General features: G+C 61.9%; 27 protein-coding genes, 2 tRNA genes and 3 pseudogenes. 15 read left to right on the top strand and 17 right to left on the bottom strand.

Features of this window, described 5'->3' with window-relative positions; translation table 11 throughout:
* The first annotated feature begins 115 nt into the window (after nt 1-115).
* The 5 genes from AB3X96_RS15580 (at nt 116) to AB3X96_RS15600 (ending at nt 2,993) form a co-directional block, all read left to right on the top strand.
* Nucleotides 116-418 carry a DUF4148 domain-containing protein gene (locus AB3X96_RS15580; protein ID WP_368590411.1) on the top strand — a complete coding sequence of 101 codons (303 nt, stop codon included), beginning with the start codon at nt 116-118 and terminating at the stop codon, nt 416-418.
* A gap of 559 nt (nt 419-977) precedes the next feature.
* Nucleotides 978-1,184, top strand: coding sequence for a hypothetical protein (locus tag AB3X96_RS15585; RefSeq protein WP_176105280.1), 207 nt, complete (start codon nt 978-980; stop codon nt 1,182-1,184).
* 21 nt (nt 1,185-1,205) lie between these two features.
* Nucleotides 1,206-1,616 (top strand): DUF4148 domain-containing protein, encoded by a 411-nt coding sequence (locus AB3X96_RS15590; RefSeq protein WP_368590412.1) that lies wholly within the window; start codon nt 1,206-1,208, stop codon nt 1,614-1,616.
* 137 nt (nt 1,617-1,753) lie between these two features.
* The gene (locus tag AB3X96_RS15595) at nt 1,754-2,224 is read left to right on the top strand and encodes a CidA/LrgA family protein (protein ID WP_368590413.1); all 471 of its coding nucleotides are present in this window, start codon (nt 1,754-1,756) and stop codon (nt 2,222-2,224) included.
* A gap of 31 nt (nt 2,225-2,255) precedes the next feature.
* Complete coding sequence (locus tag AB3X96_RS15600; RefSeq protein ID WP_368590414.1) at nt 2,256-2,993, top strand: LrgB family protein; 738 nt, start codon at nt 2,256-2,258, stop codon at nt 2,991-2,993.
* Nucleotides 2,994-3,838: 845 nt separating this feature from the next.
* Here the strand turns inward: AB3X96_RS15600 and AB3X96_RS15605 are convergent.
* The 3 genes and pseudogenes from AB3X96_RS15605 to AB3X96_RS15615 form a co-directional block, all read right to left on the bottom strand.
* Entirely contained in the window at nt 3,839-4,054 is a 216-nt protein-coding gene (locus tag AB3X96_RS15605; protein ID WP_008919201.1) for a hypothetical protein, read from the bottom strand.
* A 63-nt stretch (nt 4,055-4,117) separates the two neighbouring features.
* Nucleotides 4,118-4,444, bottom strand: coding sequence for a hypothetical protein (locus tag AB3X96_RS15610; RefSeq protein ID WP_368590415.1), 327 nt, complete (start codon nt 4,442-4,444; stop codon nt 4,118-4,120).
* Nucleotides 4,445-5,513: 1,069 nt separating this feature from the next.
* Nucleotides 5,514-5,805 (bottom strand): annotated as a pseudogene (locus AB3X96_RS15615) (hypothetical protein).
* Nucleotides 5,806-6,243: 438 nt separating this feature from the next.
* On the opposite strand from AB3X96_RS15615, the gene AB3X96_RS15620 reads away from it, so the two are divergent.
* Entirely contained in the window at nt 6,244-6,528 is a 285-nt protein-coding gene (locus AB3X96_RS15620) for a hypothetical protein (protein WP_368590416.1), read from the top strand.
* Nucleotides 6,529-6,708: 180 nt separating this feature from the next.
* Here the strand turns inward: AB3X96_RS15620 and rpsU are convergent, their stop codons facing one another.
* The 4 genes from rpsU to AB3X96_RS15640 all read right to left on the bottom strand — a co-directional run bounded on the left by rpsU (nt 6,709) and on the right by AB3X96_RS15640 (nt 8,515).
* Nucleotides 6,709-6,921, bottom strand: a complete 213-nt coding sequence (rpsU, locus tag AB3X96_RS15625) for a 30S ribosomal protein S21 (RefSeq protein ID WP_013090247.1) — start codon at nt 6,919-6,921, stop codon at nt 6,709-6,711.
* A 107-nt stretch (nt 6,922-7,028) separates the two neighbouring features.
* Nucleotides 7,029-7,295, bottom strand: a complete 267-nt coding sequence (infA, locus tag AB3X96_RS15630; RefSeq protein ID WP_129961077.1) for a translation initiation factor IF-1 — start codon at nt 7,293-7,295, stop codon at nt 7,029-7,031.
* 511 nt (nt 7,296-7,806) lie between these two features.
* Nucleotides 7,807-8,031 (bottom strand): hypothetical protein, encoded by a 225-nt coding sequence (locus tag AB3X96_RS15635; RefSeq protein WP_152853742.1) that lies wholly within the window; start codon nt 8,029-8,031, stop codon nt 7,807-7,809.
* Nucleotides 8,032-8,311: 280 nt separating this feature from the next.
* On the bottom strand, nt 8,312-8,515 hold the full coding sequence (locus AB3X96_RS15640; protein WP_008919208.1) for a cold-shock protein: 204 nt from the start codon (nt 8,513-8,515) through the stop codon (nt 8,312-8,314).
* A gap of 229 nt (nt 8,516-8,744) precedes the next feature.
* Here AB3X96_RS15640 and AB3X96_RS15645 point away from each other — a divergent pair.
* Nucleotides 8,745-9,117 (top strand): annotated as a pseudogene (locus tag AB3X96_RS15645) (transposase); the annotation flags it as partial.
* 616 nt (nt 9,118-9,733) lie between these two features.
* On the opposite strand, the pseudogene AB3X96_RS15650 reads toward AB3X96_RS15645, so the two are convergent.
* The 3 genes and pseudogenes from AB3X96_RS15650 to hemN all read right to left on the bottom strand — a co-directional run.
* Nucleotides 9,734-10,843, bottom strand: a pseudogene (locus AB3X96_RS15650) (tyrosine-type recombinase/integrase); the annotation flags it as partial.
* A gap of 186 nt (nt 10,844-11,029) precedes the next feature.
* Nucleotides 11,030-11,114, bottom strand: a tRNA-Leu gene (locus tag AB3X96_RS15655).
* A gap of 121 nt (nt 11,115-11,235) precedes the next feature.
* The gene (gene hemN / locus AB3X96_RS15660) at nt 11,236-12,621 is read right to left on the bottom strand and encodes an oxygen-independent coproporphyrinogen III oxidase (protein ID WP_368590417.1); all 1,386 of its coding nucleotides are present in this window, start codon (nt 12,619-12,621) and stop codon (nt 11,236-11,238) included.
* Between the two features lie 178 nt (nt 12,622-12,799).
* Here hemN and AB3X96_RS15665 point away from each other — a divergent pair, with 178 nt between their 5' ends.
* The 3 genes from AB3X96_RS15665 to AB3X96_RS15675 all read left to right on the top strand — a co-directional run bounded on the left by AB3X96_RS15665 (nt 12,800) and on the right by AB3X96_RS15675 (nt 14,707).
* Nucleotides 12,800-13,102 (top strand): YkgJ family cysteine cluster protein, encoded by a 303-nt coding sequence (locus AB3X96_RS15665; RefSeq protein WP_176105286.1) that lies wholly within the window; start codon nt 12,800-12,802, stop codon nt 13,100-13,102.
* Nucleotides 13,103-13,186: 84 nt separating this feature from the next.
* Nucleotides 13,187-13,780 (top strand): DUF1439 domain-containing protein, encoded by a 594-nt coding sequence (locus tag AB3X96_RS15670; protein WP_176105287.1) that lies wholly within the window; start codon nt 13,187-13,189, stop codon nt 13,778-13,780.
* Nucleotides 13,781-13,870: 90 nt separating this feature from the next.
* Nucleotides 13,871-14,707 (top strand): undecaprenyl-diphosphate phosphatase, encoded by an 837-nt coding sequence (locus tag AB3X96_RS15675; RefSeq protein ID WP_368590418.1) that lies wholly within the window; start codon nt 13,871-13,873, stop codon nt 14,705-14,707.
* A 69-nt stretch (nt 14,708-14,776) separates the two neighbouring features.
* Here AB3X96_RS15675 and trmB read toward each other — a convergent pair whose 3' ends face one another.
* Both trmB and AB3X96_RS15685 read right to left on the bottom strand, forming a co-directional pair.
* Nucleotides 14,777-15,583: a tRNA (guanosine(46)-N7)-methyltransferase TrmB gene (gene trmB / locus AB3X96_RS15680; RefSeq protein ID WP_368590419.1), complete on the bottom strand. Its 807-nt coding sequence runs from the start codon at nt 15,581-15,583 to the stop codon at nt 14,777-14,779.
* Nucleotides 15,584-15,709: 126 nt separating this feature from the next.
* Nucleotides 15,710-15,783 (bottom strand) — tRNA-Gly (locus AB3X96_RS15685).
* A 140-nt stretch (nt 15,784-15,923) separates the two neighbouring features.
* Between AB3X96_RS15685 and AB3X96_RS15690 the strand changes: the two genes are divergently transcribed.
* Entirely contained in the window at nt 15,924-16,241 is a 318-nt protein-coding gene (locus AB3X96_RS15690; protein ID WP_368590420.1) for a hypothetical protein, read from the top strand.
* A gap of 155 nt (nt 16,242-16,396) precedes the next feature.
* Here AB3X96_RS15690 and AB3X96_RS15695 read toward each other — a convergent pair whose 3' ends face one another.
* From AB3X96_RS15695 to AB3X96_RS15705, 3 genes are all read right to left on the bottom strand, one after another.
* Complete coding sequence (locus AB3X96_RS15695; RefSeq protein ID WP_176105291.1) at nt 16,397-16,960, bottom strand: YggT family protein; 564 nt, start codon at nt 16,958-16,960, stop codon at nt 16,397-16,399.
* Between the two features lie 157 nt (nt 16,961-17,117).
* Nucleotides 17,118-17,438, bottom strand: a complete 321-nt coding sequence (locus AB3X96_RS15700) for an EthD family reductase (protein WP_368590421.1) — start codon at nt 17,436-17,438, stop codon at nt 17,118-17,120.
* Nucleotides 17,439-17,534: 96 nt separating this feature from the next.
* A complete protein-coding gene (locus AB3X96_RS15705) occupies nt 17,535-18,470 on the bottom strand; it encodes a Rossmann-like and DUF2520 domain-containing protein (RefSeq protein ID WP_368590422.1) in 936 nt (311 codons plus the stop codon).
* A gap of 274 nt (nt 18,471-18,744) precedes the next feature.
* Between AB3X96_RS15705 and AB3X96_RS15710 the strand changes: the two genes are divergently transcribed.
* The 3 genes from AB3X96_RS15710 (at nt 18,745) to AB3X96_RS15720 (ending at nt 20,780) form a co-directional block, all read left to right on the top strand.
* Nucleotides 18,745-18,906: a hypothetical protein gene (locus AB3X96_RS15710; protein ID WP_013090236.1), complete on the top strand. Its 162-nt coding sequence runs from the start codon at nt 18,745-18,747 to the stop codon at nt 18,904-18,906.
* A gap of 387 nt (nt 18,907-19,293) precedes the next feature.
* Nucleotides 19,294-19,608: a hypothetical protein gene (locus AB3X96_RS15715; RefSeq protein ID WP_368590423.1), complete on the top strand. Its 315-nt coding sequence runs from the start codon at nt 19,294-19,296 to the stop codon at nt 19,606-19,608.
* 206 nt (nt 19,609-19,814) lie between these two features.
* Entirely contained in the window at nt 19,815-20,780 is a 966-nt protein-coding gene (locus tag AB3X96_RS15720) for a threo-3-hydroxy-L-aspartate ammonia-lyase (protein WP_368590424.1), read from the top strand.
* A 69-nt stretch (nt 20,781-20,849) separates the two neighbouring features.
* On the opposite strand, the gene AB3X96_RS15725 is transcribed toward AB3X96_RS15720, so the two are convergent.
* Both AB3X96_RS15725 and AB3X96_RS15730 read right to left on the bottom strand, forming a co-directional pair.
* The gene (locus AB3X96_RS15725) at nt 20,850-21,527 is read right to left on the bottom strand and encodes a LysE family translocator (RefSeq protein WP_368590425.1); all 678 of its coding nucleotides are present in this window, start codon (nt 21,525-21,527) and stop codon (nt 20,850-20,852) included.
* A 47-nt stretch (nt 21,528-21,574) separates the two neighbouring features.
* Nucleotides 21,575-23,149: a UbiD family decarboxylase gene (locus AB3X96_RS15730; protein WP_368590426.1), complete on the bottom strand. Its 1,575-nt coding sequence runs from the start codon at nt 23,147-23,149 to the stop codon at nt 21,575-21,577.
* 615 nt (nt 23,150-23,764) lie between these two features.
* On the opposite strand from AB3X96_RS15730, the gene AB3X96_RS15735 reads away from it, so the two are divergent.
* Complete coding sequence (locus AB3X96_RS15735; protein ID WP_368590427.1) at nt 23,765-24,982, top strand: transglycosylase SLT domain-containing protein; 1,218 nt, start codon at nt 23,765-23,767, stop codon at nt 24,980-24,982.
* Nucleotides 24,983-25,021: the final 39 nt, after the last annotated feature.

Here is a 25,021-nt window from a genome sequence, read left to right on the forward strand (position 1 = left end):
TGCCTACCGCTCGCGCAGACCGTCGACGACTACGCCGCGCTTCTTCCCTGGTGCATGCCCGCCGAACTGCGGTAAGTCTATTGCCCTGTTCAACAACTCTGATGGGCGTCGTTAATTGACCGCTTACGTTGCACTAACGGGCGCGATCGCCGCGCCGATGGCGTCTTTCGCACAATCGGATCAGCCGGTCACGCGTGACCAGGTCAAGGCAGAGTTGCTGCAGCTCGAACAGAATGGCTATAACCCTGCTGCCAAAAACGATGCCCAATATCCCGCGGATATTCAGGCTGCCGAAGCGCGCGTGGCCGCGCAGCGCGCAAATGGCCAGCATGCGTCGGGATATGGGGCGCCGCTGGGCGGCTCGTCGCAATCCGGTTCTGGCCAACATCCGATGGTGGTTAATCCGGACGGTCAATGACGCGTGGTGAACGGCCTGCCGTGACGATACCGCCGCTGCGGGTCGTTTTCGTCCTTAGCGCCGCTCTGGGACTTGTCCTCTTGGCGCACGTTGTTCATTTTTTGCCATCGTCTGCCGTCTATCGTCTGTCGGCACCCGTATTGCCGCAGTGCCGGATAGACCACTATGAGGGGGCCATCATGAAGTCGCCTTACCACGCAGTTGCGAAAACTGTCGCGTACCTTTTGGTCGCATGCTCAGCATCGCTGGCTGCACCTGCTTTCGCAGGCGCGTACGTACCTTGTCGCTCCGGCAGCGCAGCGACAGCAACGCAAAGCGGTAAAACGATGCCGTTGCACCACGCCAGCGTGGTTCACAAGAGTAATGGCGGCGTCAACGGCAGCGTGCCGACCCCGTCGCAGTCCGGCAAACGCGTCCCCGGGGGCGACTCCATCGATTCCATGTATCGAGGAGGTTGATGCGCCCAAGACAGCACTTCGAGAAAACTGGCACGGTGACCAGATGTTTCCGAAGCACGCTACGGCCGGGAATGGTGATCGTGTTTACGTGAGGAGGTCGCATGCGCAAGTTCAAACCCGTAGTTGCGCTCACACTCGTCGCAGTGCTGCTGGGAGTCGGTCTGGCGAATTACGTCAGTCTGGCACACGACTGGCCGCCAGATCCGCTTTTCGTCCGTAACGCCGAGCCGGGGCCTGTCCTGATAAAGGACGTTCTTGATTTTCTGGTCATCGTCGATGCGCACCCGCATCGCCGCAGTACCGGATAAACAACTGTGTGGAGGTGCATCATGAAGTCTCTTTGGCAGGCAGTAGGGCTTGCGGCCGCGATCGTCGCGCCGATCGCGTCTTTCGCACAATCGGAGCAGCCGGTCACGCGCGCGCAGGTCAAGGCGGAGATTCTGCAGCTTGAGCAGAATGGCTATAACCCGGCCAACGCGCTCGATGCCCAGTATCCCGCGGACATTCAGGCCGCCGAAGCGAAGATCGCTGCACAGGACAGCCAGCAGGCGGCCCACAGTGACGTTGGCGGCGCGACGACCAACGCCACTGCACAAGCAAGCCAGCAGGCGGGCAGCAACGACGTTGGCGGAACGACCGTTGGCACCTCAGCTTCCAGCAGTGCCCAGCATGTGTCGAAGCCCTCGCCGTCCTCGTGCATTGGTCCCGCAAGTTACTGCAACCTTTTCTTCGGTAATTGACCGTTGATGGGCCGCCCGACACCGCGCCGACGATCCGGGTAACGTGCCTCTGGATCGTCGGGGCGTCATGGCTGTACATAGTACGACAGCTACCAGCTCGATTCGGCCCTGAACGGTCCGCAAAATGAGGACAGTCCATGGACATGAGCACAGAAACCAGCCCGGCGGCACCGACGCAGAGCGGCGTATCTGCTGCACCAAAGGCGTCGACGCCAGATAGTGGGGTCGCGCGATCGTTTGCAATCCTCCTTGGGTTTCAGTGTCTCGGCGAGTTGATCGCCTATGTCACGCGAGCTCCTGTTCCCGGACCCGTGATTGGCATGGTGCTATTGCTTTGCCTGCTCTCGGCCAAACCCTCTGTCGTGCCTGCCGTCGAGCAGGTCTCTCGCGGACTGTTGAATCACCTTTCACTGTTTTTTGTACCCGCCGGTGTGGGCGTCATGGTCTTCGCGCCGCAGCTGAAAGGCCAACTGTCCGCACTCGCCCTTGCCATCGTTACCAGCACGATTCTTTCGATGGCGATTGCTGCGCTAGTGACAGGCATGTTGCTGACGAGGCTCGACAGAAAGCAATCACAACACAAGGCTGCGACGGCGCCACGCGCTTAGGCAGATTCTGCCGCCGCAAGGAGGAGGGGCCATGTCAATCGGTGAACTGTCCGTGTCTGTCAATGCGATCGTGGGCGCGTCGCCTCTGCCGGCGCTCACGGCAACCGTCGGCGTCTACATCGTTGCCTGCCGCCTTCACACTCTGGCGCGGAAGAATCCCCTGGCCAACCCGGTAGCGATCTCCGTGTTGCTCATGATCGCGATACTGTATTTGACAGGCACCTCCTACAGCGCATATTTCGCGGGCGCGAAACTGATTCACTTTCTACTGGGCCCGTCGGTCATTGCATTGGCTATTCCGCTACACCATCAGATGGCCAGGCTCAGACGAGCGCTTGTGCCGCTGCTTGGCGGGCTGATCGCGGGCTCGGCCACGGCTGTTGCCTCTGCGATTGCGATATGTGTCTGGCTACATTGTCCGTTTGTGACGGTCGCGTCGGTCGCTCCGAAGTCGGTCACTACGGCCGTAGCAATGCTGATCTCGGCAAAAATCGGTGGTTTGCCCTCGCTCACCGCGGCGATCGTCATCCTGACCGGCATTACCGGTGCGACGCTGAGCAACGTGGTCCTGGATACCGTTGGTGTGCGGCGTGACGACGTGCGCGGCTTTGCAATGGGTGTTGCTTCCCACGGCATAGGTACTGCCAGGGCGTTTCAGATCAGCGAAGAAGCAGGCGCCTACTCGGGACTGGGCTTGGCGATGAACGGCACTATGTCGGCGTTTGTCCTCCCAGTGCTCCTGCCCATCCTGAGCGGTTGGTTGATCTGACGAACCGCGGATCCCGGCATGCGCCCGCGTTCCTATCGTTACCGGGCGGCGTGTGGCCCGTCCGGTGGACGGGCGTTCGCTGCACACCGTTGCATCGCGTTCGTGGACATCGATTTCAGTTCGGTGCCCTTGATGGCATCGGTAGGGATCGTGGCGTGTCTACTTTTCGCGAAAAGGAGATGAACATGGCTAGCAGAACCCTCAAGGCAGTGTCGGCAGTGGCGGCAGTGGCACTGGCCACGCTATCGCTGACCTGCGTCGCTCAGACAGATGGCAGATGCACAACCGCGACCATACGAGGAACGTACGGTACAAAAATCCACGCGGACCTGCTCGGAATTATCACTCGAACAGCGTCCACCCAGACCCTTCATCGACAGGCCGTTGCTGGTGTTATCGACGCCATCGCGCTTTAGACCTTTGACGTTTTCGGTGGCGGTAATCAGAAAGACTTTTCGATACTCAACGGAACAAGAGCCCGGGGTGCGGGACCGTTCGACTTCGAGACCAACGAATCATTCACGTACACCCTGAACCCGGACTGTACTGGTGCGATGCACATCACCTTCCCGGACGGGAAAGATATCAGGACGGAGTTCCTCGTGATGGACGGAGGCAAACAGATGTACAGCGTCGTGAGCGCTTACCAGTTAACCTCCCCCCTTACCGCTTCCGATGGGACCAGCTGCGCCCAGGGTTGCACGCTTGGAATTAATGCGAGCACCACTTCTGTCCTTGTCGGCGCGCAGGAGCAAGATCGCTAAGCGATCAACCGATGAAGCAGTTGAAAAGGCCCGCTGTCGCGAGCTGACGACTGCGATACATTCATCGAATGGTAGCGTCTGTCAGCCGAAGCGCGCCTCCAGCCAGTCCTGCGCCCAGTTCTTCGCATAGGCTATCGCGTCCTCGCGTGCGTCAAAGCCGGCCAGATCGCCGCTCGAGTGAATCTCGTACCCGGTGCCGTCCGCACGGCTGCCGCTGATGCGCGCGTGAGCCATGTACTCCCCGTCGGCCCTACGCGGTGTCGGGTCGACAACGATCAAAGTGGAATTGAAGCGCATAGGGGTTCCTTCAGGGTTGTCGCCCGGTTGCGGCTGTCGCATAGGGGCGTCGAAAAGCGCGACTCAGATGCTAAGCCTGGCCATGATCTGTCCGGCCTCGTAATCCGACTCGCAGCTTGTCATGCCGTGTTCACGCAGCAACGCACGAATCGACACGAACATCAGAAACGCGTCTGAATTGACCTCGTGACGACAGTCACGGATGACGCTATCCAGTTCCGCCTCCGCGCCGGGCGGCAGAAACTGGTCGACGATGCCCGAGCCATTGCACCGGATCCATTTCAGCAGGTCATTCCTTTGCATATCAAACTCCAATGTGTGCAATGGCGCGCTGTCCACGACAAGCGGGTGAAGGTCCAGCCCGCGGTAGAAACGGGACCGCGTTGTCATGAGGCACCTTGAAGGCCGCATCACCGTACGGCGCAGGAGAGGAAGCGTAGAGATGTGAGCCGTTGCATCGGCAGCGCTTCACACGTTCGGCCACGTCGAGTGGTCATGGGTGAAAGCGGGAAAGTCCCGTTCCGCGGAGTGAAGCAACTATCAGGATGCCGGGAACGGCTGCAGGTCGAGCGCAGATCTCATGCTACGCCGATTGATAGATTTGTACAGAAGAACCCGTGCTTTGGGCGCCGTCGGAAAAGCACGGGGAAACGTGCAAGTCAGCTCGGTACTTATGACCGTAGTGCCGGTGGACTGTGGTAGTCCGATGATCCGCATCCGACTGCTTCTCTTCTCGGGCTCGTCAGGTAGCGACGCACGATGCGCCATTTCGACATGCGAGTCAGGAAGTCTCCACCTCAACTGTTCAACCACCGCGAAGCGACGCATCTGGCCCACGCGTACGCACCCACGACCACGCCATTGTTGGGCGCGACACGGAATCGGCATCCGATAGGACTTCATCAACGATACTGTCGAACTCAAACAGTTCGTCCTCGGCCATGCAGGTTCCGGTTGTGTCATCGTACAGATCCTTCCGAAGATCTGTACGATGTGAATCTCGGAACCCCGATACAGGATCATCCGGTACATAGGGCGCTCCGATTGATGGATCGATACGCGCAGGGAGGCGACCGACGGGTGGACGTGCCAGCGGACGAGCTTCCCGTCGACAAGGACTACGCACTGGCCCAGTCAGGGGGAGGCGGCCAATCCGACCTGACATTCATTCAGGCATGCGAACTGATGCGCACACCCGCATCTCCGTGCGCATGGAGTGCTAATTGAGCGGAGCCCGCGTCAGGCTCTCGCGAACGCTCGCGACAGAAGGTTTGCTTCGCGGCGCAGGAAATGTCGGTCAGCGTTCGGCAGGCGCGGCCGACGGCCAGCACGTGGCATGCAGAAGATCGCTCTCAGCCACTGGCCACCTTTCTGATGCAACGACAGTTAGATCGGCGACCAGGCAGAGAGCGACCCGTCGCCTGGGCACATCAGTTAAGGCCGCGCTTCAGCAGCGTTTTCATATGTCGATGACCGAAGCGCCACTCACCTTTCCGTCGACGATGTACTTTCCCTGCTGCCGGGCGGCTCGCCTTGCCGTACCGAAGTCGGAGAACGCATGCGGTTGGTTGAGCCCGAAGACCCGGCTTGCGGCGGGGGTTGCTGTCACCGCCGGACGACATATCCGCACCGCAATGTCATAACCTTCGGCGTAACGGAAATGCCCGTCAAAGCGACCGACTGAAAGTGCGGGGAAATACGAGGGGATGAAGTTCGTACCCCTTGTAGAGAAGAAACGGGTGTGTCGGCATGGTGGTCACTCCGCAGGGGAGGACCCACTATACCGTGGAACGGACAGCGTCGGGCGGCCGAGACTGTTACCAGAATGCATTGACCGAAGGTGCTGTGGCGCGTATGTTGAAACTCAAGGTTTTCAAAGCAGGCGACTGTCCGCACCGTTATCACGTTGATTTCGACGACCTGACGACAGTGAGGCATGGCAGTGACCATGCTTCGTGGACTCGGGGCAGCGCGGCGCTATCGAGCAAACGAAAACGGAATGCCGCCTGAGCGAGCCCTTGCCGATATGAGACTCGAAGCTCGTGTACCGGATATCCAGCCGACAAACTTCCTTCCGGTCACTTCGCCGCCGTCGGTGCGGCTCGTCTGGCGTTTGGTATATCGCCTTCGGTCAGATCTGTAGAACGATAAAAAACCGGCTGCGTGCTGCGGTCCAAAGGAGTTACTTGATGACAACCACTCGCCATTATCGAGGTTTCGATATTTTCCTGCTCGTGTATCCGCATTGCACGACTCAACCGGGATATGGTCACAATTACGAGGAAGGATTCGATGCTTCGATTCGCATCAGCTACCCGGATGCCGTGACGGACAGCCCCCGAAGCCGCTTATTCCGTGTGCCCGGCAAGCGGCCTTTCCAGAGTGCCGGCGACGCAAGGCGCGCGTCGGTGGCCTACGCCGAAATGCTGATTGACGGTGACGGATCTGAACGCACTATCTGGGAAGCGGCCTGAGTGCTCCAGCCACAGCAATTCGGTGCGGCACGATAACCGTGAGCAACCGCAGCACGCGGCTGTGTTCACATTGACCCGCCTTTTGAGGGGATCCCGTGCCAGTGGCCCTGCCTGCCAGGGAGATGCCACGCACAGTCCGCATAGACGGCCGCTTCAGCATGGCCGCCCGGCAGTTCCCGGTCAGTATCGCTTTTTCGGCGGCAACGACCGTTTGATCTGCTTGCGCAGGCGTGCCACTGCAGCAGCTTTTTTGCGTTTGCGTTCTGCGGTAGGTTTTTCATAGGCTGTCCGGACACGAAGTTCCGGAATCAGGCCTGTGCGCTCGATCGCGCGACGGAAACGGCGCAATGCAACTTCCACGGGCTCGTCGGGTTTCAGAATTACGGTAGTCAATTTTTTCCTTGGTTGAGATCCGCAAGCAATTGCGAATGGTGATGCGGATGTGCACGCAGCGTCGTGGCACAGGGACGGGGTCCAGCCGACAGTCGCATATCGCGCTATCAACGACGACGAAATGCGGCTCTTTGCGTTGCGCCGCCGCTCCGTTCATCCTTATGCCGAAAATTGATTCGGCCTTTCGTCAGGTCGTACACCGAGAGTTCAAGCGTTACCCGATCGCCTGCAAGGATGCGAATATGATTCTTGCGAATCCGACCGGACGCGTACGCCCCTACCACCACGCCATTGTCGAGCGTGACTCGGTAGCGGCTGTCAGGTAGTACTTCGTCGACGATACCGTCGAGTTCCAGCAGTTCTTCTTTGGCCATTCAAAGGCTCCTGATCAATTGGCGTGACATGGGCTCAGATGCCGCATTGAGGAAGAGGCCGCGAGCGTTGTTGGATACACGCTCGCGCGGAAGTGGAAGGCATGAAATCGCTGGGCAGCCCTTGCGTCCTGGAAGTCATAGGCACCGCGTGGCCCGGGAGAATTAGGTACGCGAGGCCGATCGGTCAGACACTGCGGCTCGCAATGCCGGCCGGATGCGAGTCGGGGCGTGCAGTCCAGCGGCCGCTGCTATCGCTTGCCTCACTGGACTATCAATTAAAGGAAGTGTCGCGACCAACCAACGCGCGTGTTTTAGGTGCTGTGCGAAGCGCACTAGCCCCGCATTGTAGCCGAAGACGCCATGTGCCCTGCCACTACCGGCGGGGCCAGAAGTGTTGTCAGCCATGCGTGCCGGTGATGCACAGTTCGGGATCGTGCGTGATGTTTGGGCGGGTTTTGTTGCACCCCTGGTGACTCAGACGCGCTGGGTGTTTTGAACCGTGGCGTCGTCTTTAACCGCGCGTATCGATCCAGTTGAGTGCCCATTGGGTTGAGTGCTGCAAGGCCTGCTCTTCACTTTTGAAGTAGTCGAGCGAATAGAACCGGTAGCGGCCTTCGGCTCGCGCGCTATCAATGCGTTCGAGCAGCAAGTTAGATGAGAAGCTACCGTCGGACAAACGATGCGCCGAGGATTGGACGGCATAGCCGTTGTAATGTTGAATTCGTCTGTTTTGCATTTTAATTTTAATGATATTTGAGTGCGCACATGCCGTGCGAAAAGTGCACGGGCGCGCTGATTCAAAGCCATTCGAGCCGACTTCTGAAGCAGTCGAACAGCGAAAAATGGCGTCGAAGCCTGAGATGAGATTGAGGCGCAAGAAGGCGTATGACGCTCTTGGCAAACTGCTCAAAAAGCAGATGCCAATCAGGCGCGATTGCTCCAGCCGAGGGAGACGAAGCTCCGCGAGGGTGTCGCTGCAACCCGGCGTCCGTTGCGGGAGGCCGGGCTCTTCAACTTTACAGCGGCTTGATATTAGCCGCTTGCAGCCCCTTCGGGCCTTGCTTCGTTTCGAAGCTCACCTTCTGATTTTCAGCCAGCGTCTTGAAACCGTCGCCCCTGATTTCGGAGAAGTGAGCAAACAGGTCGTCGCCGCCCTTGTCTGGGGTGATGAAGCCAAAACCTTTGCTGTCGTTGAACCACTTAACGGTGCCGGTATCCATAAAGAATCCTTGAGAAAAAAATGCGAAAGTTTGCTCTATTAAAGAGCGCGTGAAGCTTCAAGGAGGGAGAGGACAACGAATACCGCGGAGGAGCGAGGAATTGATGAACAGCAATCGAACTTCTTGAACTTCGGAGTGTACAGTACCCGCCGGACGGACCAGCGTCAATACTTATCTTGTAACTGTTTCACCCAGCGGCCCGTTTTGCAGGCGAAGCGATGCGGCCACCAGCTACAAGGACCGTAAGGCGGTTGCCACCGCGCTGCGCCCGATTTACGCCGCAAACAGCGAACAGGCCGCACAGCAGGCGCTGGAAGACTTCGCTCACGGGCTGCGGGGAACGGAATATCCGACCATCGTGTAGTTCTGGCGACGAGCGTGAAAAAAAGTCACGTCCTTCTTCGTTTTCCCGTCTGAAATACGCCGGGTCATGTGCACTACAAACGCACGAGAGTCTGAACTGCAACTCCGCAAGAACATCAAGACCCGAGGGCACTTCCCAAACGACGAGGCGGGCCATCAAGCTGCTGTGGCTGCCGCTTCGTGATGTGATGGCCAAGTCCGTGCGAGCCGCATTCGACTGGCCATCCGCCATGAACTAATTTGCTATTCTGTTTGGCGAGCGCTTCACGCTCCCACGCGGATAACTCCGAAAACCGTCTCGCACACTAAATTGCGGACAGGTTCGGCCGAAAGCGCAAAGCTGTCGAGATCGACTCGCGTTTGCATCCGGCGACGAAAGCGACTGTCTCTCCCGGTACTATCAACGTTATTAGGCGAAGGAGGCAGGTATGCATTTAACGGCCAGTGCGCTTCGCTACGCGCTCCGGGATACGACGAAACGACGACCGCACACTCGCCGGATACGCGGCTCGCAGCAGTCCCCAGACAAAGCAAACCCGCTTGTCACCCGTTCAGACCCGCGGAGGTCCGGTCAGCAGTCCGGTACGCGGTCGCGAACTAAGACAGAACCCGGCGACATCACACCCGGATCGATGATCGTTCAGGACGCGTTCAGTTTCCCATTAGACCGGATACGGTCAATCTGAACGCGAGAGCAATAGAGAGGGTTCCCGAAAATCAGATTGCTTCGACCATTTGAAAGTTGACTCAGCGGAGCGAGGTCATCACCAATGCGCACCTATTGGCACGCCTGAAATGTCACTGGGCGCTCGTTAAGTCGCCGCTTTCCCGCTTCCAATAGTCGGCCCATTTCTGCTTCGTGCGGTTATAGGCTGTGCTGGGCTGTCCGCTACCGTGTGAGCGAGTTGATGTTCGATTACTTCCGGCTTCTGTTCGAGTTCCTCGAGCAGAATCGTGCGTGCCATCGCGCGAAAGCCGTGCCCGGTGATCTCCGTGCGTGTGTCGCAGCCCAATCTACGAAGTGCCGCATTGATCGTAGCTTCGCTCATCGGCCGCTTGCGATCGCGCGCGCCAGGGAACACATAGCGAGCGGCCGGCACCGGTGAGCGCGTGCAGTTCGCGCAGAATGCCGACCGACTGCTTGGAAAGCGGCACCAGATGCTCAGTCCCAGTCTTGGTGACGTGGTAGCGCCATTCGCCTTTGTCCAGATCGAATTGGGGCCATTCGGCCTGACGAAGCTCTCCGGGCCGAACAAAAAGTAGCGGCGCAAGTCTGAGCGCGCAGAGGACAGGGAAGGTGCCGGCGAACCCGTCGAACGCGCGCAGCATTTCGCCGACCCTGGTCGGTTCGGTGATCGAAGCGAAGTGGGTCGTTTGTGCTGGTGGAATGGCGCCGACCAGATCCCGTGCGGGGTTGGCCTTGCAATGTCCCTCTTTGATACCGTACCGGAACACTCTGCTGATTTAGCTGCGCACACGATGAGACGTGAAGCGGGCGCCGCGGCTATCAACGCGCTTCAGAACGACCAGAATGTCGGGCGCATCGATCTCTGTGATTGGACGTTTGCCAAGTCACGGGAACACATCGTTTTCCATACGGGCGAGGGTTTTCACATGCTGGGCGAGCTCGACGCCGCTCTTGCGCTCATCCATCCAGCCGCGCGCGACTGCCTCGAAAGAGTTAGCCGCTGCAAGCCTGGCGGCTCGTTTCTCGAGGCGCTTGACGCTACTTGGGTCCAATCCCGCCGCCAACTTTTCGCGGGCATCGTCTCGTTTCTTCCGCGCCGCTGCGAGCGACACGTCCGGATAGATGCCGAGCGCGAGCGTTTTATCCTTCCCGGCGAACCGGTAGTTCATCCGCCAGTATTTCGCGCCGGACTTGTCGAGCTGGAGATACATGCGACCGCTGTCCGCGAGGCGATTGCCGGTTCCCTCGGGGTTGTAGCGGGCGTTCCTAACCTGCACCGGTCAGCGACATGGTGGTATCTCCCTCTGGAAAAACCCAGAACCGAGCCAGATACCACCACAAATACCACCAGATACCACCGGCTGTCGACGAATCGAAACCGATCGCTGGGGAATAAAAAACCCCGCAAGGCCTTGATCTTGCGGGGTTTTTCGGAAATTATCGGCTCTCGCCGGAACAGCTAGTGGTGCCCAGGGCCGGAATCGAACCGGCACGCCTTGCGGCGGGGGATTTTGAGTCCCCTGCGTCTACCAATTTCACCACCTGGGCAGATACTGCAGCGCGCATCAGAAGTTCAGCGCGCGAGGAAGACGCAGATTATGGCCGAAAATCGGTCGACGGGCAAGCCGATTGCCTTCACCCGCCACAGCGCGTTCGCAACGAGCGGTCCTCAGACCGTGCGCGAGAACCGTGTGAGCATCTGCTCGCCGAGATAGCGGTCGAATACCATCGCGAGATTACGTACGAGCATGCGACCAGCCATCCGCACTTCGAGCTTGCGCGTGCCGAGCGAGATCAGCCCGTGGTCCTCGAATGCACGCAGACGCGCGAGCTCCGGCGCGAACGCGTCGGCGAAGTGGATGCCGTACGCCGCCTCGAATTCGTCGAAACGCAGTTCGAGGTTGCACATCAGTTGCGTGATCACGTCGCGCCGCAAACGGTCGTCGGCGGACAGGCGGATGCCGCGCGCGATCGCAAGCCGGCTAGCGTCGATCGCGTCGGTGTAGGCGGGCAGCTCTCGCGCGTTCTGCGCGTACACGTCGCCGACCTTGCCGATCGACGAGGCGCCGAAGCCGATCAGATCGCACTCGGCCCGCGTGCTATAGCCCTGGAAATTGCGATGCAGCGTGCGCTGTGCCTGCGCGCGCGCGAGCTCGTCGGTGGGCAGCGCGAAGTGATCCATGCCGATGTACACATAACCCGCCTGCGTCAGCCGTTCGACCACCCGTTGCAGCAGCGCGAGCCGCACCTCGCTCGACGGCAGCGTCGCGGCATCCATCTGCCGCTGCATCTTGAAGAGCTGCGGCATGTGCGCGTACGCGAACACCGACAGCCGGTCCGGCGCGAGTTCGAGCATCGTGTCGAGCGTGCGGCTGAAGCTCGCGACCGTTTGATGCGGCAGGCCGTAAATCAGATCGACGCCGATCGAATGAAAACCGTGCGCGCGCGCCGCTTGCATCACCGACGCGGTCATCTCGAACGGCTGGATGCGATTGATCGCCTGCTGCACGCGCGGATCGAAGTCCTGCACGCCGAGGCTCAGCCGGTTGAAGCCGAGATGGCGCAGCAGCGCGATCGTGTCGGGCGACGCCTCGCGCGGATCGACCTCGATCGAATATTCGGCTTGATCGTCGGGCAGCAGATTGAAGTGCTCGCGCGTTGCGGCCATCAATTCCGTCATCTCGTCATGCGACAAAAACGTCGGCGTGCCGCCGCCCCAATGCAGTTGCGACACGGGCCGCTGGGTATCGAAACACGCAGCCTGCAAGCCGATTTCGCGTTTGAGCCGCTCGAGGTACGGCCGCGCGTGCGCGCGGTTTTTCGTCACGACCTTGTTGCAGCCGCAGTAGAAGCACACGGTGTCGCAAAACGGAATATGGAAGTACAGCGACAGATCGGTCGACGCGGCACCCGGATCGGCGGCGGCGCGGCGGTAGTCGGCGGTGTCGAACGATTCGCGGAACTGCGGCGCGGTCGGATAGGACGTATACCGGGGACCATTCGCGCTGTAGCGCGCGAGCAGGTCGGGGCGGAACAGGGTGTCGGCTAGGGACATGAACGGTATCGGACGGTGGGCGGCTCTCGCGGCGTATCGCGTGTGCATGGCCATTCGGGAGTTTTCAGTTTAAATGCGCGCCTGCGGGCTCCGTTTGTGTAAAAAGGTGCACAGACGGGCAGTGGCACAATGCGGGTCTGGCAACGCGTTGCCAAGGTTTGAGTTCAGGAAAGATGACGTGGATCAAAGATTGAAGAGCGCACGAGTGGACGATCACGCGTGCCGTCCCGATTGCGGTGCGTGCTGTATCGCGCCGTCGATTTCGAGTCCGATTCCGGGCATGCCCAATGGCAAGCCGGCGGGCGTTCGCTGCGTGCAACTCGGCGACGATCTGCGCTGCGCGATCTTCGGCCGGCCGGAGCGGCCCGCATGCTGCTCGGGTCTGCAGCCGCAACAGGAGATGTGTGGCGCGAATCGCGGTGAAGCGCTCGCATGGCTCACGCAACTCGAAGTGCAAACGCAACCGGCATCGCATCCATGATGCGCGGCACGCGATAAGCGCCATCACCCACCTCAAAGCCAACGCAAGCCGATGTCCGGCCAGGGCTTCCACAGGAGATTTCGCATGACTCGACCCGCAGCGCCGGCCCGGCGCCGCTTTCTGCGCGCCGCGCTGACCGGCTGCAGCGTGCTGGGCATCACCGTGTCGCTTGCGGCTTGCGCGAGCCCGACGTTTCCGTTCATGCCGTCGCAATACACGTTCTCGCAGAAGCAGGTGCAGGAGGCCGTGCAGCGCAAATTCCCGTATCAGCGCACGGTGTCGCAGGTGTTCGACGTCGCGCTGAGCAATCCGGTGGTGGGCATGCTGCCCGATGCGAACCGCGTGCAGGTGAAGCTCGACGCGCGTTTCGCCAGCCCGTTCCTGCAAGAGCCGGTCGATGGGGTGTTCACGCTGTCGAGCGAACTTGCCTACGACGCGGCGAGCCGTTCGGTGATCCTCAAGTCGCCGAGTGTCGATAACGTCAGCGTGAACGGCCAGGCGCAGATGTACACGCAGCAGATCAACGCGGCCGCGGCGCTGCTCGCGACCCAATTGCTGACCAACTATCCGATCTACACGTTCAAGCCCGAGCAACTGCAATTTGCCGGCGTCCATTACGAACCCGGTACAATCACCATCCTTACAAACGGCATACGCGTGCAAATCGTCGAAAGATGACGCGCACGCGCGGCCACGAGGGCCGCGCGTGCCAGTCATGACCGTGCCGGCCCATTTCGTTGCGACAACCAACTACGATAAGGGGCACGGATGGACTGGCTACTGGCTTGCAAAGCGCTGATTCTCGGCGTGATCGAGGGTTTGACGGAGTTCCTGCCGGTGTCGAGCACCGGGCATCTGATCGTCGTCGGCAGTCTTATCGATTTCTCCGACGAGCACGCGAAGACCTTCGATGTCGTGATCCAACTCGGCGCGATTCTCGCGGTGTGCTGGGAGTTTCGCCGTCGCATCGGCAACGTGATCGTGGGTCTGCCGAACCGGCCCGAAGCGCGCCGCTTCGCGCTGAACGTCATCATCGCGACGATTCCGGCGGTCGTGCTGGGCCTGCTGTTCGAAAAGTCGATCAAGGAGGCGCTGTTCGCGCCGGTGCCGGTGGCGTTCGCGCTGGTTGCGGGCGGCGTCGTGATCCTGTGGGCGGAGGCGCGTCAACGTGCGCGCGGCGACGCGGCGGTGCGAGTGCGCAGCATCGACGATCTGAGCCCGCTCGATGCACTGAAAGTCGGCCTCGCGCAGTGCTTCGCGCTGATTCCGGGGACCTCGCGCTCGGGCTCGACGATCATCGGCGGCATGCTGTTCGGCATCGAGCGCCGCGCCGCGACCGAGTTTTCCTTCTTTCTCGCGATCCCGATCATCTTCGGCGCGACCGCCTACGAGCTGTACAAGGACTGGAATCTGCTTACCACCGACGCGCTCGGCAGCTTCGCGCTCGGCTTCGCGGCTGCGTTCGTCAGTGCTTTCATTTGCATCCGCTGGCTGCTGCTCTACGTCGCGTCGCACGACTTCACGGTGTTCGCGTGGTATCGGATCGGCTTCGGTCTGCTGATCCTGCTGATCGGTTATAGCGGCGGGTTGAGCTGGGCCGATTGAGGCTGGCCGTGCGATGAAAAAAGGTCCGCGAATGCGGACCTTTTTTCATTGGCTTGCCGTTTCGTCGCGTTATGCGGCGGCGCGCTTGCGGAATACCAGGTCCCACACGCCGTGGCCGAGCCGCAGGCCGCGCCGCTCGAACTTCGTCACCGGACGATAGTCGGGCCGCGGTGCGTAGGTGTCGGCGGTGTTTTCGAGTAGCGGATCGGCGCCGAGCACTTCGAGCATCTGTTCGGCGTAGTTCTGCCAGTCGGTCGCGCAATGCAGATACCCACCCCGCTTCAGACGCGACACGAGCAGCGCGACGAACTTCGGCTGGATCAGCCGGCGTTTGTGGTGGCGCGCCTTGTGCCACGGATCGGGGAAGAAGATGTGCACGCCGTCCAGGCTGTCGGGCGCGATCATGTGCTCGAGCACTTCGACCGCGTCGTGCTGGATGATGCGGATGTTCGTCAGCGACTGCTCGCCGATCAGCTTCAGCAGCGCGCCGACGCCGGGCTCGTGGACTTCGACGCCGAGGAAGTCGTCGCCGGGACGCTGCGCCGCGATCTCCGCGGTGGTGGCGCCCATGCCGAAGCCGATCTCCAGCACGCGCGGCGCTTCGCGGCCGAACACGCCGGTCCAGTCGGGCTGCTGCGGCGCGTAGGGCACGACGAAGCGCGGGCCGAACTCATCGAGCGCGCGGCGCTGGCCGGTCGACACGCGACCCGCGCGCGTGACGAAGCTGCGGATGCGGCGGTGATGAAGCGTGTCTGCCGGCGTCGCACCGGGCGTGCCGTCGACGTTGTGCGTTTCGTCGCCGGCGGACCGGTCTGCTGCGCTCGTGGGAGTCGGGGAGTCGTCCGGGAGACCGGAGTCGTTTGGATCGTGGATCATCGTCGATGCTGCTGCAAGGGTGAGGGCTGCGCGGCTTGCGCGCTGTGCCGGGCCGTTGCCACTACAAAAAAGCCGCCTTCAGGGAGGCGGCTCTTGCTAGCTTCCGCTGAATAGTCAGCAGGAAAGTGGAGCGGGCGATGGGAATCGAACCCACGGCTCTAGCTTGGGAAGCTAGGGTATTACCATTATACGACGCCCGCAGAACTCGAAATTTTACAGGCTTTTGGGCGGTTTGGGCAGGGGTATGGTTCGCGCGCACGAACAGCCACCGCGCCTGTTCGCGTTGACGGTCAGAACAGCGCGCGTCTTTAGATGGCGTCTGCGCCTGCCGTTAACCCGAATGCTGCCCGACATCGTGCGCTTGCGCACCCGCAAGCCGGCACGCCCCCGGCGCTCCCCATCCTGTTCAAGAGACTTTCCCAAGATGCAGTGGTTTTCCGATCTGAAACTGAGCCACAAGCTTGTCGGCTCGTTGATGCTGTGCGCGTTCGTGACGGCCATCGTCGGCACGGTCGGTGTGCTGAAGGTGCGCGAAGTCGCGACGATGCAAACCGAAATGTACGACCGCTACGGCGGGGAGCCGCGCTTTTGGGGCGGCCGTGTCGAAGCCGGCGCCGACTCAATCGCCGGCGCGCGTGGCGGCGACCGCGGCTGCTGAGAGTGACTGGAGGACGTTCTGATCCGCAGCTCGCGACCGAGCCTGGCGATCCGGAAATTGACCGCCTGAGGCGGTCGAAGCCGCCACGACGATCAGCAGACACGAAAACGCCGCCGCATGCAGTCGCAAGCGGCGGCGTCTCGAGCGCGATCAGCTCAGATCACAAAATAAGTCAGCTGAACCGCCGCGCGCGTGACGACCATCTGCAGCACCTGCACGATCACGAACAGCAGGATCGGCGACAGATCGATACCGCCGAATTTCGGCAGCACGCGGCGCAGCGGATTCAGAAACGGCGCCGTCAGCTGATACAGAATCGGCATCGCCGGCGAGCGCGGATTGAGCCATGACAGCAGCGCCATCAGGATCGTCATCCAGATGACCAGATTGAGCGCCCACTTGATCGCGGTCAGCACCGCGACGATCAGCAGCGTCGGCACGAGCGTCAGCGGATCGGCGCCGGTCATCACGATCATCAGGACGACGTAGATAATCGCGGCGATCAGCGTCGCGGCCACGCTCGCCCAGTCGATCCTGCGCGTGCTCGGCAGAATGTGCCGCAGCGGCAGCACGATCCAGTTGGTCGCCTGCAGCACGGCGTTCGAGACCGGGTTGTACGGCGGCAGGCGCACGACCTGCAGCCACGCGCGTAACAGCAGCGCGGCGCCGAACAGCGTGAAAATGGTATTGAGCAGAAAACGGGCGATATCGCCAAACATCTCGGGTCCTTATGCTTCTGATAACGGCCACCGGCGGGCCGTGGGCTGCCGGCGTCGCAAGATCGGTGCGCGCCGGCGGTTTTCTGGATTTACCTGGTTAGCCAACCGGAGGTTCGACGCCATTGCGCACCGCCTGCCGGTGGTTGTCTGTCCGGCATCACACGGAAATCCGGACCTCGCTGATCAGGATCGTGCCATTGCCGCCGTCCGTGTAGTTCGGGATATCCGCCAATAGTTGCTCGGACGCGGGCTTGAACACTTCATAGAAATCGTCCGCGCTGTCGAACAGGAAGTGGCCCCCGGCCACGTAAGGAGGCGGCGTGCCGGGCGGCCCGGCGTTCAGGCCCGCGTCGACCGACCAGCCTTTCAGCGCCGGCCCGAACAGCTTCGCCGCGAGCGGCATATGGGTCGCGCAGTAGTAGTCCATGTCGAAGCGGCCATTTTCCCGGTACGGGTAGAGGATGCTGACCTTGATCATTGTGCGTTCTCGTCTGTTGATCCCGAGGCGCGGCGCGGGTCGTCGCGTGGTTCGCATCTGCTTCGCCCGGCGCGCCGGACGTCACATTATCACGGCTTACTTGACGCTTGCACCTGCTGCCGCCTGATTCAGCGAGCGGCCCAGCGATTCTTCCACAGCTTCGGAGATCGCTTCAATCGTCGCGGGCGGCGCGGCACGCCGTCGGGCGAGGTTGACCGCGCGGCGCGTCAGCAGACCGTAGAGCGCGGCATGGTCGCCGTCGAAGCTTTCGAGCAGCGCCAGCTGCTTCTCGACGACACCCGCGTCGCCGCGCGATACCGGCCCCGCGAGCGCGTTCGGCAGGCCCTTGTCGCGCGCCGTTTCGATCGTGCCGGCGAGCATCGGCAGAAGCGCGCGCAGCGCGTCATCCTCGGCGAAGCCGAGCGTGCGCCACAACGCGACGCATTCGGCGAGGCTGCAAAGCGCAAAGCTCGCCGCGTAGTGCGCGGCGGCGTGATACAGCATGCGGCCGCCCGGCGGAATCGACAGCGGATGGCAGCGCAGCGCGAGCGCGAGCGCGGTCAGTGTCTCCTTCAGTTCGCCGTCGGCTTCGATCGTCACTGAACAGCCGTCGATCCGCTCGAGATCCGCGAGCTCGCCGCTAAATAGATACAGCGGATGAAAGCCGCCGATCGCCGCACCCTGATCGCGCGCCGGCGCCAGCAATTCGACCGGCGACGCGCCACTGCAGTGCACGAGGGCCTTGCCGCGGTGGCTTGCCGCATCGCCGGCAAAGCGGAGTGTGTGCGCTGTCGTACCGATGCTGTCGTCGGGAACGGCTAAAAAAACGATATCGGCAGCGTCGACGACTTGTTGCGGGTCGTCAGAGGCCATGCAGTGTGCGATCTGGGCGGCGAGCCGGCGCGCGGAATCGGCCGAGCGGCTCGCCACCGCGGTGACCGGGTAGCCGGCGCGCGCGAACGCGAGCGCGAGACAGCGCGCAAGCCGCCCCGCACCGATGAAGCCGACGCGCGGCAAGGAAGACTGGGACATGGTCACCTGCTCCAGACGGATCGTGTGAATGGGAAAGCAGCAGTATCTCGCATCCGCAAAACGCGGGCGCGATCCTGCCCCTTGCGCGGCTCGACAGCTGTCGTCGGATGAGTTTGCGGGCGATATGGCGCCACCGGTTGGTCATCGGGCGGCGCGACGCCCACGGGTGTGAAAACTGCTCACAATCGTAGTGACAGGAACAGTGGTCGATGAGCCGGTTTTGACGGTCGTATTTTCGTACTTCGTTCGTAGTCAGAAAATCGGGAGGGTAGTGATGAGTATTTTTTCTTACCGAAAACACTTGCGGTTCCTGACGCACGCCCAGCGCCGTCGCTGGTGGGATCAGAAGAAGCGCCTGACGCCGCGCGTGCGGATCAGCGGCGCGTACGTGCCGCCCAATGTGTCCCGCGAATTCGTGTACGTGAAGGTCGGCTAGTCGCGCGGTCTTCGCAGGTGAGAAAGTGCCCGGCTCGAGCCATTGAGCCGGGCATTTTTTATTGGGAAATTCCTTCCGGCTGTCAGGATTGAAGCGAATTTGTAATTAAAGTTTACCGATGCGCGAACTATAGCCCCTCGCGTTCGATCAGACCTATGACCCGCGGCCCGTCGCTCGCGTGCAACCCCTTGATTCAGGGCTCCTTTGGCTGTCGCCGCGGCGGCGCGTGGGCGCGCACGTGCGGCGCCCGGCAAAACGCTTCGGCTAGCCCTTGCAATTTGCAACAAATGCGAACAGTTCGGCCGGGGCTTTTTAGATACATTGATTCCACAGCATGCGAGGCATGCGCAGTCGGCGACCTTGGCAGGCCGCGCTAGGAGAATAGAAGTGAAAAAGATCGTTCCATTCGTCGTTGCAGCCGCATTCGGCTTGGGACTTGCCGGGGCTGCTGAGGCAGGTGTTTCCGTTGGTATCGGCCTTGGGGTGCCGATCGCGCCGGCCTATCCGGTGTACGCGGCGCCGCCGCCTGTCTATTACGCGCCGCCGCCTCCGCCGGTGTATGCGCCGCCGGTTGTCGTCGCCCCGGCTCCAGTGGTGGTCGGAGGCTATTACGGCTATGGCCATCCTTATTATCGTGGCTACTACCACGGCTACCGTGGCTACTATCGCGGCGGGTACGGGCACCCGTACTATCGTCGTTAAGAAGCGCGGGCGCGCGTGACGCGCGCGGGAACCTCGACGGCGTAACACCGGCTTGTGCCGGGTTACGCCGCTTCTATTTGTATCGCTGGTTTTGCTTTCCGCCATGTTTCCTCGCTGGTGTCGCGCGCTCGCGCGAGCACCGTTCCAAAGCATGGATGAAGCTGGGAGAATGGCTGCTTCGCCACCGCTCCAGGAGAGTTTCGCCGATGCAAGCGCTTCCCGCTCCCACCTTCGATGACGTCCTCGACGCCGCCACGCGTCTCGAAGGCGTCGCGCACCGCACCCCCGTTCTGACGTCGAGCACGTTCGACGAGCGCACCGGCGCGTCGGTGTTCTTCAAGTGCGAAAACTTCCAGCGCATGGGCGCGTTCAAGTTCCGCGGCGCGTACAACGCGATTTCGCATTTCGACGCGGAGCAGCGCAAGGCCGGAGTGCTGACCTATTCGTCGGGCAATCACGCGCAGGCCATCGCGTTGTCGGCGCGCCTCGCCGGCATTCACGCGACGATCGTGATGCCGCACGACGCGCCCGAGGCCAAGGTCGCCGCGACCAAAGGCTACGGCGGCGAAGTGATCACGTACGATCGCTACAAGGAAAATCGCGAGGAGATCGGCCGGCGCCTGGCCGAGGAGCGTGGCATGACGCTGATTCCGCCGTACGATCATCCGCACGTGATTGCCGGGCAGGGTACCGCGGTCAAAGAACTGATCGACGAAACCGGCCCGCTCGACTTGTTGTTCGTGTGCCTTGGAGGCGGTGGGTTGATCAGCGGCAGCGCGTTGTCGGCGGCCGCGCTGAGCCCTGCTTGCACGGTGATCGGCATCGAGCCCGAAGCGGGCAACGACGGCCAGCAGTCGCTCGCGCGCGGCGAGATCGTGCATATCGATACCCCGCGCACGATCGCCGATGGCGCGGCCTCGACGCATCTGGGCCATTACACGTTCGCGGTCATCCGTCGGCTGGTCGCGCGAATCGAAACGGTAAGCGATGCGCAACTGATCGAGACGATGCGCTTTTTCGCGCAGCGCATGAAGATCGTCGTCGAACCGACCGGTTGCCTCGCGGCGGCGGCGGTGCTGAATGGCATCGTGCCGGTGAAGGGCAAGCGCGTCGGCGTGGTGGTGAGCGGCGGCAACGTCGATTTGCCGAAGCTCGCGCAGTACCTCGCATGAGCGACTCACGTCGAGCCGCATGAAGAAACGGCTCGCCGATGCGAGCCGCCTTCTTATGCGTGAACCGCTTCAGCTTGCTACTTGTGCAGTGCTTTGTACGATCAGGTCTCGATACCCGTTGACGATCACGCTGTACGAGAAATAGGCGAACAACAGCGCCGACAGAACGTGACACGCCCGCAGCAGACCGGCGCCCGCGCGCTTGCGTCCGTGGCTGCCGAGCCCGCAGATAAAAAGCGTCCAGCACAGGCCGCCGAGAAAGAAGCCGCCGAGGAAGATCAGCGCGGTCGTCGGGCTCGTTGCGCCGGCTTTCGCGATCAGCGCGCCGCCGACCGCCGCGAACCACAGGATCGCCGAAGGCGACGACACCGCCAGCAGCACGCCGCGCAGGAAGCCGCCCCATGGCGACTGATGCGCAGTAGCGTCGCCTTCGCCGGCAACAGCGGGTGCCGTGGCCGGGAACATCGCTTCACGCGCCATCTTCCAGGTGAGAAACAGCAGGATCGCCGCGCCGCCGATCCACACGACCCAACGCACCGATTCGAACTGCAGCAGCGCAGCCATGCCCGCGAGCGCGAGCGCCGCGTAAATGAGATCGCCGACGCACGAGCCGAGGCCGAGCCAGAAGCCCGGCCGGAAGCCGTGCGACAGCGTCAGCGAAATGATCGCGACGTTGACGAGACCGATATCGAGGCATAGCGACAAGGACAGAAAAAAGCCGTCCGACATCATTGAAAAAGCGTGCATCCGCGCGAGCGCTCCATCCGTTATTAGTTGTGTTGTTCGGCGCGCGTTTACAGACCGAGGCCCAACTCGTTCCACAAGCTGTCGATACGCTGCTTGACCGCCTCGTCCATCACGATCGGGCGGCCCCATTCGCGGTCGGTTTCGCCCGGCCACTTGTTGGTCGCGTCGAGCCCCATCTTCGAGCCGAGGCCGGCTACCGGCGACGCGAAATCGAGATAGTCGATCGGCGTGCGGTCGACGAGCACCGTGTCGCGCGTCGGGTCCACTCGCGTGGTGATCGCCCAGATCACTTCGTTCCAGTCGCGGATATTGACGTCCTCATCGACGACGACGATGAACTTCGTATACATGAACTGCCGCAGGAAGCTCCACACCCCGAACATCACGCGCTTCGCATGACCGGGGTAGCTCTTCTTCATCTGCACGATCGCCATGCGGTAGCTGCAGCCTTCGGGCGGCAAATAAAAGTCGGTGATCTCGGTGAACTGCTTCTGCAGCAGCGGCACGAACACTTCGTTCAGCGCGACGCCGAGGACCGCGGGCTCGTCGGGCGGTTTGCCGGTGTAGGTGGAGTGATAGATCGCGTCGCGGCGCATTGTGATCCGCTCGACCGTGAAGACCGGGAACCACTCCTGTTCGTTGTAGTAGCCGGTGTGATCGCCATACGGGCCTTCGAGCGCGTGTTCGTACATGGCCGACGCACCCTTCGACGGACGCGGCGGCGCGCCGGCCGGAGCGGACGAGGGCGCGCCTTCCTGCGGATAGATGAAGCCTTCGAGCACGATCTCGGCGCGCGCGGGCACTTGCAGACCGTCGACGCCCGGCGTGATGCATTTCGCGAGCTCAGTGCGCCCGCCGCGCAGCAGGCCGGCGAACTGGTATTCGGACAGCGTGTCGGGCACCGGCGTGACCGCGCCGAGGGTCGTCGCCGGGTCCGCGCCGAGCACGACGGCCACCGGATACGGCTTGCCTGGATTTTTCAGCGCGAACTCGCGGAAATCGAGCGCGCCGCCGCGATGCGCGAGCCAGCGCATGATCAGTTTGTTGCGGCCAATCAGTTGCTGTCGATAGATACCCAGGTTTTGTCGGCTCTTGTTCGGCCCTTTCGTGACGGTCAGACCCCAGGTGATCAGCGGCCCGGCGTCACCGGGCCAGCACGTCTGGATGGGCAATTTGCCGAGGTCGACGTCGTGGCCTTCCCAGACGATTTCCTGGCAGGGCGGCGCGCTGACCGTCTTCGGCGCCATGTCCCACACGGCCTTCGCTAGCGACAGCAGCTTGCCGGCGTCCTTGAAACCTTTGGGCGGTTCCGGTTCCTTCAGCGCGGAGAGTAGCCGGCCGACGTCGCGCAGCGATTCGAGCGCCGCCTGGTCGCCCGCGCCCGCTTCGGCGTCGATGCCCATGCCGAGCGCGACGCGGCGCGGCGTGCCGAACAGATTGCCGAGCACCGGGAACGCATGGCGCTCGGTGTTCTCGAACAGCAGAGCCGGACCGCCCGCGCGCAACACGCGGTCGCACAGTTCGGTCATTTCGAGATTCGGCGACACGTTTTGCGAAATTCGGCGCAATTCACCGATCGCCTCGAGGCGGCCGATGAAATCGCGCAAGTCTTTGTATTTCATCTGTGACGGTTCAGGGCCGCATGCACGGCGCAATAGGACTGAGGGCGCAGCAGGACCGACGGTGGTATCTGCCCGGCGCAAAAACGATTGTCGATTTTACCTGCGTTAGCTAGCGCACGTAGATCAACCAAATGATCTATCCCGAACAGCCAGGGTCGGATCGCCTAAAACGCACATAGAACAGGGCTTCCGGCGGACTGAACACTGTTTATAATTACAAATAGTTATAGATATTGCATTTTATAGTGTTGACGATCTATAAAACCGTGCATAGAATCCGTCGACATTGGTTGCAGGGCGTTAACCTTTTTACCGTCGCCCCCGGTCCTCAGACGCAACGCGTCACCGTTTTACTTCCCTGCAGGGTAGAACGGCATTATTGAAGTCCCTCACCAGCGTCCACCAACGCTGGTTTTTCGCGTGGGAGCCAAGCCCGTACACATTGAGTTATGTGGGCTGTTTTTGAGATGGCTCCCCGAAACGGTATTTGTTGCCGTTTTCCCGACGTCGCTGCTGCCCAACCAGAGAGCACGCGATGTCTTGACTCTGCGAGCGCGCTGTACCGCCTGATTTGACCCGGCGGAGTTCGCGGATCATGCAAGATGGGAGATCTGAATGAACGCCTGGTTATCGTGGCGTCCTGATGAGCGTATTGCGCAGGTTGTGCGCGGTGCGCTGCGCCGCGGGACGCGACTGAGTCATCACCTGTTCAGCATTGTCGGCGGGATCGCCGTGGTGCTGGCTCTCGCACTGTGGCTGATGCCGACCTGGCGCGGCGCGCTGGCTGCGCGTCTGATGCCGGTCATTTCCGCCGCCGTGCAAGCGGGTCCGGCCCGCCTGCTGCAAGGCAACCCGCTGCCGGCCATCGGACCGACCAGAAATGCCGGTGCATCCTCCGACGAATCGCTGTCGGCCAATTCACCAAGCGCGCCGAACACGCCGAGCCCCGCCGATGGGTCGAGCGACGGCAGCATGACCCTGACCTCGGCGACCACCAGCTTCGACGGCGCCTTCGACAACGCTGCCACGCCGGGCACCAGCACCGTCGCGCTCAACGGGCTCGATCCGCGCACGATGCAGGGCGTCAGCGCGCTCGCGCGTCTGATTCCGCAGCAACGCGTGTCCGCCGATGCGCGCGATGACCGCGTGCTCGTGTCGAGCCACGAGCAGGACCTGGTCGCGTCGTACCTTGCGCGGCGCTATCGCGTCGCTCAGGAGCCCGTCAGCGAACTCGTGAAGGCCGCGTTCGACACCGGCCGCGAAGTCGGCCTCGATCCGCTGCTGCTGCTCTCAGTGATGGCGATCGAATCGGGCTTCAATCCCTACGCCGAGAGCGGCGTCGGCGCACAGGGCCTGATGCAGGTGATGTCGAAGGTGCATTCGGACAAATTTCAGTATTTCGGCGGCCAGAGCGCTGCGCTCGAACCGCTCGCGAACATCAAGGTCGGCGCGCTCGTGCTGAAGGATTGCATCGCGCGCGGCGGCTCGCTGCCGGGCGGCCTGCGTCTGTACGTCGGCTCGAGCACGCCGGACGACGGTGGCTACGGCGCGAAGGTGATGGCCGAGCGCGGTCGGCTGCGCGATGTCGCGCGCGGCCGCAAGGTGCCGGTCAATGCGCCGCAGGCTCCGGTGCTGAGCGCGTCGACGACGCCGGCGCCAGCCGCCTCGACGAGCGGCGGCAACGGCAAGCGCGTCCAGGTGACATTGCAGGGCGGCCACGCGCTGAGCTCGGCGACTTCGGCGGCGCACTCGCAGCCGGCCGATCAGCAGGACGACGCCAGCGCCAATTCGGCAACGCGCCATGTGGCGTCGGCGTCGGAGCTGGGGGCTTGAGTTAGACATTTGCTAGCCGCATGAAAAAAGGACACCCGA

Origin of the sequence: Paraburkholderia sp. BR13439, from assembly GCF_040948805.1 — a bacterium.
GTDB classification, from domain to species: Bacteria; Pseudomonadota; Gammaproteobacteria; order Burkholderiales; family Burkholderiaceae; genus Paraburkholderia; species Paraburkholderia youngii.